The sequence below is a fragment of the Amycolatopsis iheyensis genome, from assembly GCF_024703995.1.
GTDB classification, from domain to species: domain Bacteria; phylum Actinomycetota; class Actinomycetes; order Mycobacteriales; family Pseudonocardiaceae; genus Amycolatopsis; species Amycolatopsis iheyensis.
The window spans coordinates 160,363-172,763 of record NZ_JAMXQV010000001.1 but is presented as its reverse complement, the minus strand read 5'-3'; the positions used below and the strand labels follow the sequence as shown (position 1 = coordinate 172,763).

Annotated in this window: 13 protein-coding genes; 7 read left to right on the top strand and 6 right to left on the bottom strand. The window is 70.9% G+C overall.

The window, feature by feature from the left end:
- The 4 genes from M8542_RS00930 to sp36 are packed head-to-tail and all read right to left on the bottom strand — an operon-like array spanning window position 1 to window position 2,440.
- Window positions 1-1,155: a hypothetical protein gene (locus M8542_RS00930; RefSeq protein WP_257918022.1), complete on the bottom strand. Its 1,155-nt coding sequence runs from the start codon at window positions 1,153-1,155 to the stop codon at window positions 1-3.
- Between the two features lie 36 nt (window positions 1,156-1,191).
- A complete protein-coding gene (locus tag M8542_RS00925; RefSeq protein WP_257918021.1) occupies window positions 1,192-1,818 on the bottom strand; it encodes a hypothetical protein in 627 nt (208 codons plus the stop codon).
- Window positions 1,818-2,273 (bottom strand): RidA family protein, encoded by a 456-nt coding sequence (locus M8542_RS00920; RefSeq protein ID WP_086840822.1) that lies wholly within the window; start codon window positions 2,271-2,273, stop codon window positions 1,818-1,820. The genes M8542_RS00925 and M8542_RS00920 overlap by 1 nt, the downstream gene beginning before the upstream one ends.
- A 5-nt stretch (window positions 2,274-2,278) precedes the next feature.
- Entirely contained in the window at window positions 2,279-2,440 is a 162-nt protein-coding gene (gene sp36 / locus M8542_RS00915) for a Sp36 family protein (protein ID WP_003068074.1), read from the bottom strand.
- Window positions 2,441-2,648: 208 nt separating this feature from the next.
- Between sp36 and M8542_RS00910 the strand changes: the two genes are divergently transcribed.
- Genes M8542_RS00910 through bagB form a run of 3 tightly spaced genes read left to right on the top strand, consistent with a single transcriptional unit; the run spans window position 2,649 to window position 5,032 of the window.
- The gene (locus tag M8542_RS00910; RefSeq protein WP_257918020.1) at window positions 2,649-2,897 is read left to right on the top strand and encodes a hypothetical protein; all 249 of its coding nucleotides are present in this window, start codon (window positions 2,649-2,651) and stop codon (window positions 2,895-2,897) included.
- A 21-nt stretch (window positions 2,898-2,918) separates the two neighbouring features.
- Entirely contained in the window at window positions 2,919-3,926 is a 1,008-nt protein-coding gene (bagA, locus tag M8542_RS00905; RefSeq protein WP_257918019.1) for an ATPase BagA, read from the top strand.
- Window positions 3,923-5,032 carry an ATPase BagB gene (bagB, locus tag M8542_RS00900; RefSeq protein ID WP_257918018.1) on the top strand — a complete coding sequence of 370 codons (1,110 nt, stop codon included), beginning with the start codon at window positions 3,923-3,925 and terminating at the stop codon, window positions 5,030-5,032. The genes bagA and bagB overlap by 4 nt, the downstream gene beginning before the upstream one ends.
- A gap of 75 nt (window positions 5,033-5,107) precedes the next feature.
- On the opposite strand, the gene M8542_RS00895 is transcribed toward bagB, so the two are convergent.
- Window positions 5,108-5,404, bottom strand: coding sequence for a WhiB family transcriptional regulator (locus M8542_RS00895; protein ID WP_257918017.1), 297 nt, complete (start codon window positions 5,402-5,404; stop codon window positions 5,108-5,110).
- 345 nt (window positions 5,405-5,749) lie between these two features.
- Here M8542_RS00895 and M8542_RS00890 point away from each other — a divergent pair, with 345 nt between their 5' ends.
- The 3 genes from M8542_RS00890 (at window position 5,750) to M8542_RS00880 (ending at window position 9,509) form a co-directional block, all read left to right on the top strand.
- A complete protein-coding gene (locus tag M8542_RS00890) occupies window positions 5,750-7,927 on the top strand; it encodes a transglycosylase domain-containing protein (protein ID WP_257918016.1) in 2,178 nt (725 codons plus the stop codon).
- A 126-nt stretch (window positions 7,928-8,053) separates the two neighbouring features.
- Window positions 8,054-8,482, top strand: coding sequence for a hypothetical protein (locus M8542_RS00885; protein WP_257918015.1), 429 nt, complete (start codon window positions 8,054-8,056; stop codon window positions 8,480-8,482).
- A 74-nt stretch (window positions 8,483-8,556) separates the two neighbouring features.
- Window positions 8,557-9,509 (top strand): IS5 family transposase gene (locus M8542_RS00880; RefSeq protein ID WP_372508449.1). Its coding sequence is split into 2 segments (ribosomal slippage): window positions 8,557-9,025 and window positions 9,025-9,509, totalling 954 coding nucleotides; the frame shifts between segments, so codons are not numbered across the junction.
- 32 nt (window positions 9,510-9,541) lie between these two features.
- Here M8542_RS00880 and M8542_RS00875 read toward each other — a convergent pair.
- On the bottom strand, window positions 9,542-11,299 hold the full coding sequence (locus tag M8542_RS00875) for a serine/threonine-protein kinase (RefSeq protein WP_257918014.1): 1,758 nt from the start codon (window positions 11,297-11,299) through the stop codon (window positions 9,542-9,544).
- A 119-nt stretch (window positions 11,300-11,418) separates the two neighbouring features.
- Between M8542_RS00875 and M8542_RS00870 the strand changes: the two genes are divergently transcribed.
- Complete coding sequence (locus M8542_RS00870; protein ID WP_257918013.1) at window positions 11,419-12,399, top strand: metallophosphoesterase; 981 nt, start codon at window positions 11,419-11,421, stop codon at window positions 12,397-12,399.
- The last annotated feature ends 2 nt before the right edge of the window (window positions 12,400-12,401 follow it).

The window sequence follows — 12,401 nt, the reverse complement described above, 5'->3', positions numbered from 1 at the left end:
TCAGGGGGCGGTCCAGCCGCGCTGGTCGCCGCCGGAGCGGGACGCGCCGTTGAGCCGCATCTTGGCCGCCTCAGCGCGCTCACGCTCGGCCAGCTCGGCGTGCAGCTCCCGCAGCAGCGCCCGATCACGCTCGCTCAGGCTCGGGTCGTCCAGATCCAGCGCCGGCAGCTCGACGACCTCGTGCATCGACGGCTTGCCCGCGGCGATCTCGCGGCCCTTCTCCGGGTCCTCGGCCAGCGCCTGCCGCAGCTGCGCGACCTCGGCCGGGGTCAGGTCGGCGGTGCGCTCCGCCCGCGTCTCGGACCGCTCGGACCGCGCCTTGCGCGACGGCTCCGGAACGACCGGCGGGGCCGGCGGCGAAACGATCGGCACCACCGGGGCGACGGGCTCCGGCGGAGCCGGCGGCGCCGTCGTGGCGGCGCTCGACCGCATGCTGTGCCTGCTGCCCGACTCCGCGACCGGCTCCGGCGTCACCGGGGCCGGCGGCTTGACCGGCTCCGGCCGGTAGGACGACGCGCTCGACGTCGGACTCCCGGTCACCCACGCCGGCGACGCGGCCGCCGAAGCGGCCTGGTGGTACTCGGAGTGCGCGACGCCCGGCCCGCTGACCTCGACGACCGAGTGGATCCCCGCCCGGCGCAACGCCGTGTCGACGCGGAACGCGACGGCCGGCGGGTTGCCTTCGGGACCCAGCTCGACGAGCACCACGCGCTGTGGCAACGCGCCCGGCACGCTGCCGGCCGGGGTGTTGCGCCACACCGCGTGCACCGAGCGGACGTCCGGCAGCACCTGCAGGGTCCGGTCGAGTGCCTCGGCGATGCCGAACTCCGGGGAGTTCTCGCCGGTGAACCGGTGCGTGTTGACCGGCTCGGCCTCGTCGACCAGCAGGTCGTTCGCCAGCGTCGCGTCGGACCGGCTCATCTCGAGGACGAGCGCGAGCTCGCGCTGTTCGGCGGAGCTGACCGGGATCCGGCCCGCGATGAGCGTGCCGGTGGTCAGCTCGACCGCCTCGTCGATGTGCGCCCGGGCGATCAGCTCACGCGCTTCGGTGAGCGCGCTGTCGTCGATCCGGCCCGCCAGGGCCAGTAACAGGTTGTGCAGGCGCAGGGGCACCGAGAACCCGTCCATGGGCGGGCCGTCGTGGACCTCCACCATTGCCTTGCTCCCTCCCAGCTCGCTGGCGGGCGAGCGTTATGCGGCTACTAGCCGGTTCCCCGCCACCGCGCCCACGCAGACCAGCTCTGAGTCGGCCAGCGCGGCCCGGTGGTACCCCGGCAGGTCGAAGCGCGGCGGGATGACCTCGACGCTGGGCTCTTCGTCGCCCAGAACGCGCAGCACCCGCTGCAGTTCGCCGGTCAACCTCGGCAGACCGGTCAGCGCGGTGATCAGCAGGACGCGCTTGGCGGTGCCCTGCCCGACCACACCGACGTGTCGCCAGCTTTGCCGCACTTCCCCCACATCCGGTCGTCCCCGCAACGTTGCGTGGATCAAAACGGACACGGAGTCGACCGAGTTAACCCATTCGGGCGCACTCGACGTGAATGTGTACCGGTTCTCGGCGACGTCGTCTACCCCCAGGGTGGAACTCACCTGGTGCCAGTCGGCGCCGTGCGGGATGAGCCCGGCCACGAGCAGCCGGTACTCCGTCTGGTCGAGGTCGATCCTGTGCTTAAGCAAAGACCTCGGCAGGGTCCGGGCGAGCGTGCCCATGGCGCCCTCGCCGAGCCAGTCGCGGAACCGCCACAGCAGCTGGTCGGGCAGCCGCCCGGCCAGCCGGAGCAGCAGTTCGTGCGTGGACTGCTCGATGTCCGGATCCATCACTGCACCTCCACGATCAGTTCGACCTCCACCGGCGAGCCGATGGGCAGCTCCGCGACGCCGACGGCCGAGCGGGCGTGGATGCCCGCGTCGCCGAAGACCTCGCCGAGCAGCTCGGACGCGCCGTTGACGACCGCGGGCTGGCCGGTGAAGCCCTCCGCGGAAGCCACGAAGCCGACAACCTTGACGATCCGCGCGACGTTGTCAATGCCGACCAGTGCGTGCACGGCCGCGAGCGCGTTGAGCGCCGACGTGCGGGCGTGCCCCTTCGCCTCTTCGGGGCTGATCTCCGCGCCGACCTTGCCGGTCGCGGCGAGCACGCCGTCGACGAAGGGCAGCTGACCCGAGGTGTACACGTGCTTCCCGCTCTGGACGGCGGGCACGTACGCGGCCAGCGGAGCGGCCACGCCGGGCAGCTCGATGCCGAGTTCCTTCAGCCGTTCGCTCCAGCTCACGCGGATCAGCCCTTCGGACGCTTGAGGTACGCGACGTGCTGCTCGCCGCTCGGGTTCGGCAGCACGGTGACCAGTTCCCAGCCGTCCTCGCCCCACTGGTCGAGGATCTGCTTCGTCGCGTGGATCAGGAGAGGGACGGTCGCGTACTCCCACTTGGTGGCGCTCATGAACCGGGAGCGTAGCCAAGCGGGCAAGCGCGCCGGGGACGGCCGCCCGGATTCACGGCACGACGCGCCGAACTGTGGTTCATCTCACGCCGGCCCCGAGCGCCCCAATGTGGCCTTGGTTGCGTGAGACGCACCGAAGGCCACATTGGGTGCGTCTGACGCACCGAAGGCCACATTGGGGCGCATGGGCGGCCGCTAGATTTGGCGGGTGGAAACGTGGCGCGTGCTCGCGGCGGCCCTGCTCGCGGCGGCCGGACTGCCGCTCGCGCTGGTCGTGATGGCGAAGATCCGCGACCGGACGCAGAGCTCGGGCCAGGTCGCGCTCGGCGGCGTGGTCACGCTCACGCTGCTGGTCGTGCTGGGTGTGCTGATGCTCACCGTGCTGCCCGGGCTCGTCGCCTGGGTGCTGGTCGCCGCGGTCGCGGGTGCGGTCAGCGTCATGCTGCTGGCCAGCTGAGCGCCGGTTTAGGGTGAAGAAGTGACCATTCCCCATGCCGGCTGGACCGACGAGCTTGCCCGCGCCCGGCTGCACTTCGTCACCGGCAAGGGCGGCACCGGCAAGACGACGCTCGCCGCGGCGCTCGGCCTCGCACTCGCCCGCGAGGGCCGGCGCGTGCTGCTCATCGAGGTCGAGGGCCGCCAGGGCATCGCCCAGCTCTTCGACACCGAGCCGCTGCCCTACGCCGAGCAGCGCATCGCGTCCGTCCCCGGCGGGGGCGAGCTGCGCGCACTGCACGTCGACGTCGAAGCCGCGCTGCTCGAGTACTTCGAGATGTTCTACAACCTGGGCTTCGCCGGCCGGACGCTGCGGCGGATGGGCGCGATCGAGTTCGCGACCACGCTCGCGCCCGGCCTCCGGGACGTCCTGCTCACCGGGAAGATCAAGGAGTGCGTCGGGCGCACGGAGTCCGACGGGCGGCACACCTACGACGCCGTCGTCGTCGACTCGCCGCCGACCGGCCGGGTCGTCAAGTTCCTCGACGTCACCAAGGCCCTGACCGACCTCGCGAAGACCGGCCCGATCCGCGGCCAGGCCGAGGGCGTCGTGCGGCTGCTGCACTCCGGCGAGACGGTGATCCACCTCGCGACGCTGCTGGAGGAGATGCCGGTCCGCGAGACCGTCGAAGCCGTCGCCGAGCTGGACGGCGCCGACCTGCGCCCCGGCGCGGTGCTGGTCAACCGGGTCAGACCGCCGCGGCTGCCGGCCCGGTCGGTGACCGCCGCCGCGGACGGGCGCGTCGACGCCTCCCGCGTCCGCTCCGGGCTCGCGTCGGCGGGCCTGAAGCTGCCGGACGAGACGCTGGACGCGCTCGTCGAGGAAACCGTCGAGCACGCCGTGCGGGTCGCCGCCGAGCAGCGGGCGCGCGAGCAGCTCGCCGAGGCCGACCTGCCGACCCTCGAACTGCCGGACCTGACCGACGGCGTCGACGTCGCGGCCCTCTACGACCTGGCCGAGGCCCTGACCGACCAGGGGGTGCGGTTGTGACCGAAATCGACATCGACGCGCTGCTCGACGACCCGGAGAGCCGCGTGATCGTCTGCTGCGGCTCCGGCGGCGTCGGCAAGACGACGACCGCGGCCGCGCTGGCGTTGCGCGCGGCCGAACGCGGGCGGCAGACCGTGGTGCTGACCATCGACCCCGCGCGTCGCCTCGCGCAGGCACTCGGGCTGCGCGAGCTCGGCAACCACCCGAAGCAGGTGCGGGTCGACGGGTTCGAGCCCAAGGGCGAGCTGTGGGCGATGATGCTCGACATGCGCCGCACCTTCGACGATATGGTGCGCGTGCACGCCGGCCCCGAGCGGGCCGAGCAGCTGCTGCAGAACCCCTTCTACCAAACGATTTCCACGTCGTTCTCCGGCACGCAGGAGTACATGGCGATGGAGAAGCTGGGCCAGCTCGCGGCCACCGGCGACTGGGACCTGATCATCGTCGACACCCCGCCGAGCCGGTCCGCTTTGGACTTCCTGGACGCGCCGACCCGGCTTTCGTCCGCTTTGGACGGCCGGATGATCCGGCTGCTGACCGGCCCGGCGAAGGCCGGCGGCTGGGGCCTGCGCAAGGTCGTCAACGCGGGGTTCTCGATGTTCGCGAAAGCGGTGTCGACGATCATCGGCGGCCAGCTGCTGACCGACGCTTCGGCGTTCATGCAGGCGTTCGACAGCATGTTCGGCGGCTTCCGCGAGCGCGCCCGCAAGACGGCCGAGCTGCTGCGCTCGTCGGGGACGTCGTTCCTCGTGGTGGCCGCGCCGGAGCCGGACGCGCTGCGCGAGGCGTCCTACTTCGTGGAGCGGCTGTCGTCGGAGTCGATGCCGCTGGCCGGGCTGATCGCGAACCGGACGCACCCGGTGCTGGCTTCGCTTTCGGGCGCCGAGGCGCGCGCGGCGGCGGACACACTGCAGAGCGCCCCCTTGGCCGAAGCGGTGCTGCGGCTGCACGCGGACCGCGTCGACCTGGCCGCCCGCGAAGAACGGCTGCTCGCGCGGTTCACCCGGGCCCACCCCGAGGTGGCGTTGGCCCGGGTGCCCGCGCTGGCCGGTGACGTGCACGACCTGGAAGGCCTGCGCGACATCGGCGCAAAACTCGCCGGCTGACGCGGCACTTTCATAGGGAAAGCTGCGCCGCCGAGCGGGCGAAGCGGAACTTTCCCTACGAAAGTGACGGCGTCGTCAGCCGACCTCGACTCGCTCCAACGCGTCCCGTTTGGCCGCGTCGAGCAGGTCGGCCCAGCTCACCACGTCGGGGCGGCGGCGCAGCAACGCCCGCCGCTCCCGTTCGGTCATGCCTCCCCACACGCCGAAGTTGATCCGGCCGTCGAGTGCTTCGGCGAGGCATTCCGTCCGGACCGGGCAGCCCATGCAGACCGCCTTGGCCCGGTTCTGCTCCGCGCCCCGGACGAACAGGCCGTCCGGGTCGGCGTCCCGGCAGGACGCGTTGATTCGCCAGCTCGACTGGTTGGTTTCCATTACCCCCAGCTCCCTACCCTGGTGATCGACGCACCAGCGGGGAAAGGCACTGCGCTCCCTGCCCCCGCGAGCGTGTCTCCCTCAGCTCACGTCGGTTACCCGGGCACCTCCCCGGTGCCGGTGCCGCCGAACGGAGCAGGCGAGCTCCCACTCGCGTTGATCCATCCGTCGGCTTTTCTTCGTGAGACGTTGACGGACTGTAGGGGCCCTCGGTTCCCCCCGCCAAGACCTAGAATGCCTTCCGTTACCAGATGTCACCGAAGGGGGTCGGTTTTGTCACTGAATTCACACTTGCGGAGACAGGGCGTCACCGTCGCCTGACCCGTTCCGCGTAGGCTGGCCCTCGTGCGAAAAGCGGATGGTTTGTTCAAGCTCATCGGCCTCTGCCTGCTCGCGGGGGTGCTCGTCGCCGGCATGCTCTTCCCGGTCGCGGGCGCGGCCGGTGTCATGTCCAACCAGGCCAGCGAGACGGTCGAGAAGACGTCTTCGGACCTCGCGGACATCCCGCCGCCGCTGGTCACGACGGTCACCGACAGCACCGGCAAGCCGATCGCGACGCTGTACGACCAGTACCGGCTGCCGATCACGCCGGACCAGGTCAACGAGGCCATGAAGTGGGCGCTGGTCTCGGTCGAGGACAAGCGGTTCTACGACCACCACGGCGTCGACTGGCAGGGCACGCTGCGCGCCGCCGTCAGCAACAGCACCGGCGCGGACACGCAGGGCGCGTCGACGCTGACCCAGCAGTACACCAAGAACTACCTGATCAACGTCGTCTACCGGGGCGACCCGGTCGGCCAGAAGAAGGCCCAGGAGCAGTCGATCGCCCGCAAGCTCAAGGAAGCGCGGATCGCGATCCAGCTCGAGACGAAGCTGTCCAAGCAGCAGATCCTCGCCGGCTACCTGAACATCGTCGAGTTCTCCCGGCAGATCTTCGGGATCGGCGCCGCCGCGCACGCGTACTTCAACACCACGCCGGAAAAGCTCACCGTGCCGCAGGCCGCGCTGCTGGCCGGCCTGGTGAACAACCCGATCAACAACGACCCGTGGAAGCACCCGGACAAGGCCACCGCGCGCCGCAACCTGGTGCTCGACCGGATGGTGGAGAACAAGAAGCTGGCCAAGGCCGACGCCGACCGCTTCAAGGGCGAGCCGCTGGGCGTGGTCCCGGACTTCCCGGCGAAGCCCGCGGCCAACTGCATCGGCGCCGGCACGGAGAACGGGTTCTTCTGCCAGTACGTCGAGGACTACCTGCTCAAGTCCGGGATGACGAAGGACCAGCTCTACACCGGCGGCTACACGATCAAGACCACGCTCGACGAGCGCGCCAACCACGAGGCGAAGGTCTCGGCCGAGACGCAGGTCAAGAAGACCCAGCCGTACGTGGCGAACACGTTGTCCCTGGTGAAACCGGGCAAGAACCGGCACGAAGTGGTCGCGCTGGCGGCGAACCGCGACTACGGCCAGGACCAGGACGCCGGCCAGACGACGTACGCGCTGCCCGCGGGTGTCTACAACACCGGCGGCGCCGGGTCGACGTACAAGATCTTCACCTCGGCCGCGGCGCTCGAAAAGGGCGTGGCAGGCATCTATTCGCCGGTGCAGGTGCCGGACACCTACACCTCGCACGTGTTCACCGGTGGCGGGAAGAGCTGCCCGGCGACCGGGCCGCCGCTGAACTCCAAGTGGTACTGCGTCGGCAACGCCGGTGACTACAGCCGGATCGCCCAGGGCGCGACCCTGCAGACGGCGCTCGCGACGTCGCCGAACACCGCGTTCGTCGAGCTCGAGGACCGGCTCGGCAGCACCGCGCCGGGCATCGACATGGCCAAGCGGCTCGGCATGCGTGAAACCATGGCGAGCACGACCGGCGGCGGCACCGTCGACCCGAACTCCTCGGACGCGAGCAAGCACAAGAGCCAGGCGGAGGTCTACGGGCCGGACGCCAGGAGTCCCGGTTACGGCGCGTTCACCCTGGGCTTCAGCCCGCTGAGCGGCCTGGAGCTGGGCAACGTCGCGGCGACGATCCTCTCCGGCGGCGTCTGGTGCCCGCCGACGCCGATCGCCGGCGTGACCGACCGCAACGGCAAGCCGGTGCCCGTCAAGGAAGCGCCGTGCGAGCAGGCGGTGCCCGAGGGCTTGGCGAACACCCTCGCGGTCGGCATGAGCAAGGACGACCAGCCGGGCGGCACGTCGGCCGGCGCGGCGAGCGCCGTCGGCTGGGACCGCCCGATCATCGGCAAGACGGGCACGACGCAGGGCAACGTCTCGGCGACCTTCGTCGGCGGCACACCCCAGCTGGCGGGCGCGGCGATGACGTTCAAGTTCGGCGGCGGCCAGGGCGGCATCTGCGACGGCAACGCGCCGGGTTCGGTCCGGGTCTGCCCGACCGGCAACATCTTCGGTGGCAAGGCCCCCGCCCGGACGTGGTTCGGCGCCATGAAGAACATCATGGACGCGAGCCAGCCGAGAATGGAGCTGCCGGCACCGGATCCGCAGTACATGGGCGGCGGCGCCCGGTAGATCGACGGCAGGAAGGGCCCGCGGGGAAACCGCGGGCCCTTCCGTTTTTCCGGCTCCGATACACCGGCCCCGCCGCTACACTCGAGTGCTCCGGAACACGCCTACGGCGATCGGATGCCACGGTTCGTGAGTGAGAAGACCGATCGCCGGCACCCCCGGGCCGCCCGGATCACCTGGCTGCTCGCCGGTGCCGCGCTCGTCGCCGCGGTGGTCGTCCTCTGGGTCACGCTCGGACCACCCACCGCGGACGACCGCGCTGTCGGCAAAGCCACCGAAGCCGCGGACGCGCAAGCTCACGAAGCGGTGGGCAGGCTTGTCACCGCGGCGCACGAAGGCGCTCTCACGGATGCCGGAATCAATCGCGCGTTGGCGTTGTCGACCGCCGGAGCGCACAGCATCCGGCGGCTCGGCTCGACCGTGGTGGTGACCGCGGAGGTCCACGGCGTCACGTCGGGTGCGTTCGGCACGATTTCGGCCGACCCCTGCTACGAGTACGACATCACCTTGCCCGTCCAGGACGAAAGCAGCATCGAACTCCACGCTTGCCGGCCCTAGGGCCTGTATCGAAGTCGTCTCCGACAGGTTGACCTGGAGTTGACCGTGTTGGGCGTGTTGGTGGCCGGGAATGGATGAGGTCTCCGGTAGTTGGTTCGTCGACCAAGAAGAACCTGAACACCACCGGAGACCTCGTGGACACCTTAGCGGTGGCGGGGCGGTTCGACCTGACCGACGAGCAGTGGGCGGTGCTGGAGCCGTTGTTGCCGGTGCCGTCGCGGCCGGGTCGGCCGTCGTTGTGGAGCAGACGGCAGTTGATCGATGGGATCCGGTGGCGGGTGCGCACCGGTGCGCCGTGGCGGGACATGCCGCCGGGATATGGGTCCTGGGCGGCGGTTTATGGGTTGTTCCGGCGGTGGCAGCGCGCGGGTGTCTGGCAGGCGATTCTGACTGCGTTGCAGGCCCGGGCCGAAGCCGAGGGGCGGATCACGTGGGATATCAGTGTGGATTCCACGATCGCGCGGGCGCATCAGCATGCCGCAGGTGCGCGGAAAAGGGGGATCTTCAGGCTGAGCCACCGGGCGGGGTCGCCGTGGAGCCGGAGGATCATGCGTTGGGGCGGTCCCGCGGTGGGTTGACCACGAAGCTGCATCTGGGGTGTGAGCAGGGGCAGAAGCCGTTGTCGATCGTGCTGACCGCCGGCCAGCGGGGTGACAGTCCGCAGTTCGTGCCGGTCCTGGCCGGGATCCGGGTGCCTCGTCCGGGTGTTGGGCGGCCGCGGACGCGTCCTGATCGGGTGCTGGCGGACAAGGCTTACACGTCGAAGGCCAACCGGGCGCACCTGCGCGGGCGTGGGATCAAGGCGACGATTCCGAGCAAGGCTGATCAGGATGCATATCGCAGAGCCAAGGGGTCGAAGGGCGGTCGGCCACCGGCCTTCGACCCCGAGATCTATAAGCAGCGCCACGCTGTGGAATGCGGCATCAACCGGCTCAAACGGCACCGCGGGGTCGCCACCCGCTACGACAAACTCGCCGTCCGCTACGAGGCGACTGTGCACATCGCCGCGATCAACGAGTGGCTCTGACCGACTTCGATACAGGCCCTAGGCGACCTTCCTCAGCTCTGCGGCATGTCCGACAGAATCTCCGTGTTCCACCACTGGTAGAGCTTGTCCAGCTCGTCGTTGTCCGAGACCTTCGTGGACAGCAGGATGCCCGCCACCAGGTTCTTCTTCTCCGTCCACACCAGCTGGGCCGGGTTGCCGAGGAAGCACGTCAGGTACTCGCCCGGGATCGGGTTCGGGACTTCGGCGCGGTAGTACGTGCCCCAGATCTTCGGGTACTTCTCCGGCCGGCACGCGCCCTGGGCGTCGTTGCGGGTGAGGCCCTGGGTCTTCACGATGTCCTGGAAGAACGCGTCCATCGCCGCCGCGTCGGCGAAGCGCAGGAACTTCGCGCCGGTCGGCTGCGGGAACATCACGTTGCCGATCTTGACGTCGCCGACGTTCGAATCCGTGCACTCGGCCGCCGCGGCCGTGCCGGGTGGGGCCGCCGCCGGCACGCACGTGTACTGCTTGTAGACCGCGGGCAGCGCCGCGAACAGCTTGCTGTCGGGGGTCGGCTTCGATTCCGAAGTGGACGGTGGCGGCGACGTCGTCGCGGGCGGGGTCGTCGGCGGGCTGACGGTCACCGGCGGTGTCACCGAACCCTGGTGACCGGTCTGCGTGGTGCTGTCCTTGGTCACCAGGTACGTGATCAGCAGCGCGACCACGACGACGCCGGCGAGCACGCCGCACAGCGCGATCCACCGGTTCCGCTGGGACTTCGGCGGGCCGCCCGCGACCGGGGCGAGCTTGCCCGACGGCCCGGTGAACGGCCGCGGGCCGGTCGGCGGGCCCGCGTAGGGCGTGGCCGGCATCGGACGCGGCGGGGTCATCGGGGCGGACACCGCGTGCTGCTGGGGGATCGGCCCGGAGAAGGTGGGCGGCGGCCCGGTGAGCGTGGGCCGCGGCGAAGTCACCGGGCCCGGCAGGGTCTTCTGCCACGTCGGCAGCGGGGCGGCCGGCGCGGTCACCGCCGCGCGGACGGCCTCGGCGAACGCGCCCGCCGTCGGGTAGCGGCCGGCCGGGTCCTTCGCCATGCCGCGCGCCACCACGGCGTCCAACGCGGGCGGCAGGCCCGGCCGCTCCTGCGAAGGCGCCGGCGGTGCGGCGTTCAGGTGCGCGCCCATCTGCGCGGCCGCGCCCTCGGCCAGGAACGGCCGCCGCCCGGTGAGGCACTCGAAGAGCACGCACGCGAGCGCGTAGACGTCGACGAGCCCGGTGATCGGCGCCTCGCCGAAGCGTTCCGGCGCCATGTAGTCGAGCGTGCCGATCACGTTGCCGGTGCCCGTGATCGACGTGCCCTCGCCCGACATCGACCGCGCGATGCCGAAGTCCACGAGGTACACGAAGTCGGCGCTCGTGACGAGCACGTTGGACGGCTTGACGTCGCGGTGCACCAGGCCGTCGGCGTGGGCGGCGTCGAGCGCGCCCGCGACCTGCTCGACGATCCCGGCCGCCCGCGCGGGCTCCAGCGGCCCGTCCGCGAGCAGCTCCTTGAGGTCGCGGCCTTCGACGAGCCGCATGTCGAGGTACAGCCGGTCGTCGATCTCGCCGTAGGCGTGGATCGGGATGACGTGCGGTTCCCGCAGCCGCGCGACGATCTGCGACTCGCGGCGGAACCGCGCGCGGAACGCCTCGTCCGCCACGAAGGGATCGGACAACAGCTTCAGCGCGACGACGCGGTCGTGCACGGTGTCGTAGGCGCGGTGGACCTCGCCCATGCCACCGCGGCCGAGCAGGCCTTCGATCTTGTACGGCCCGAACTGCTCCATCGTTCTCCCCAAGCCCCCCGGCTCAAGTCCCGTCTATCGGGCCGACGCAAATGCTAAGCGGCAGGTTCCCCGTAACGGCGGCGAAGTCATCCAACTGTTGAGCACGTATCCTGGACCCCGTGAGCACGCTCAGTAACACAAGCACGTCGGGGGCGACAGCGAAGCGCCTCGCCGCGGGGACGCTGGCCCTCGGCGCCGCGACCCTCGGTTACGCCGTCGGCATCGAACGGCGGCACTGGACCCTGCGCACCGCCGAGCTCCCGGTGCTGGCGCCCGGGTCCCGGCCGTTCACCGTCCTGCACGTCTCGGACCTGCACATGCTGCCGGGCCACCGCAGCAAGCAGCGCTGGGTCGCCGCGCTCGACGAGCTGAACCCGGACCTCGTCGTCAACACCGGCGACAACCTGTCGCACCGCACCGCCGTCCCGTCCGTGCTGCGCGCGCTGGGCCCGCTGCTCGACCGGCCCGGAGTGTTCGTCTTCGGCAGCAACGACTACTACGCGCCGAAACCCAAGAACCCGGCCCGGTACCTGATGCCGAAGGGCAAGAAGAAGCGCATCCACGGCGTCCAGCTGCCGTGGCGCGACCTGCGCGCCGCGTTCGTCGAGCACGGCTGGACGGACCTGACGCACGTCCGCCGCACGATCGACGTCGGCGGCCAGGCGGTGTTCGCGGCGGGGGTCGACGACCCGCACCTGCGCCGTGACCGCTACACCGACATCGCGGGCCCGGCCGACAGCGGCGCGGCGGTCCGCATCGGCGTGACGCACTCGCCGGAGCCCCGGGTCCTCGACACGTTCGCCACGGACGGTTACGACCTCGTGCTGGCGGGCCACACGCACGGCGGCCAGCTGCGGCTCCCGGGCTACGGCGCGCTCGTCACCAACTGTGACCTGGATCGCAGTCGCGCGCGCGGTGCTTCGCGGTGGGGCGCGCACATGTGGCTGCACGTCTCGGCCGGCTTGGGCACCTCACCCTGGGCGCCGGCCCGGTTCGCCTGCCCACCCGAGGCGAGCCTGTTGACGCTGGTCCCGCGCGGATCGGGGTCGGCCGAACCGCGTAAGGCAGCCCGCCGGAAAGCCCGCGACACGGTCCGCTAGAC

Coding starts and splice junctions, on each gene's coding strand:
- M8542_RS00930 (WP_257918022.1), bottom strand. CDS start 1,155: ATGGTGGAGGTCCACGACGGCCCGCCCATGGACGGGTTCTCGGTGCCC.
- M8542_RS00925 (WP_257918021.1), bottom strand. CDS start 1,818: ATGGATCCGGACATCGAGCAGTCCACGCACGAACTGCTGCTCCGGCTG.
- sp36 (WP_003068074.1), bottom strand. CDS start 2,440: ATGAGCGCCACCAAGTGGGAGTACGCGACCGTCCCTCTCCTGATCCAC.
- M8542_RS00895 (WP_257918017.1), bottom strand. CDS start 5,404: ATGGAAACCAACCAGTCGAGCTGGCGAATCAACGCGTCCTGCCGGGAC.
- M8542_RS00875 (WP_257918014.1), bottom strand. CDS start 11,299: ATGGAGCAGTTCGGGCCGTACAAGATCGAAGGCCTGCTCGGCCGCGGT.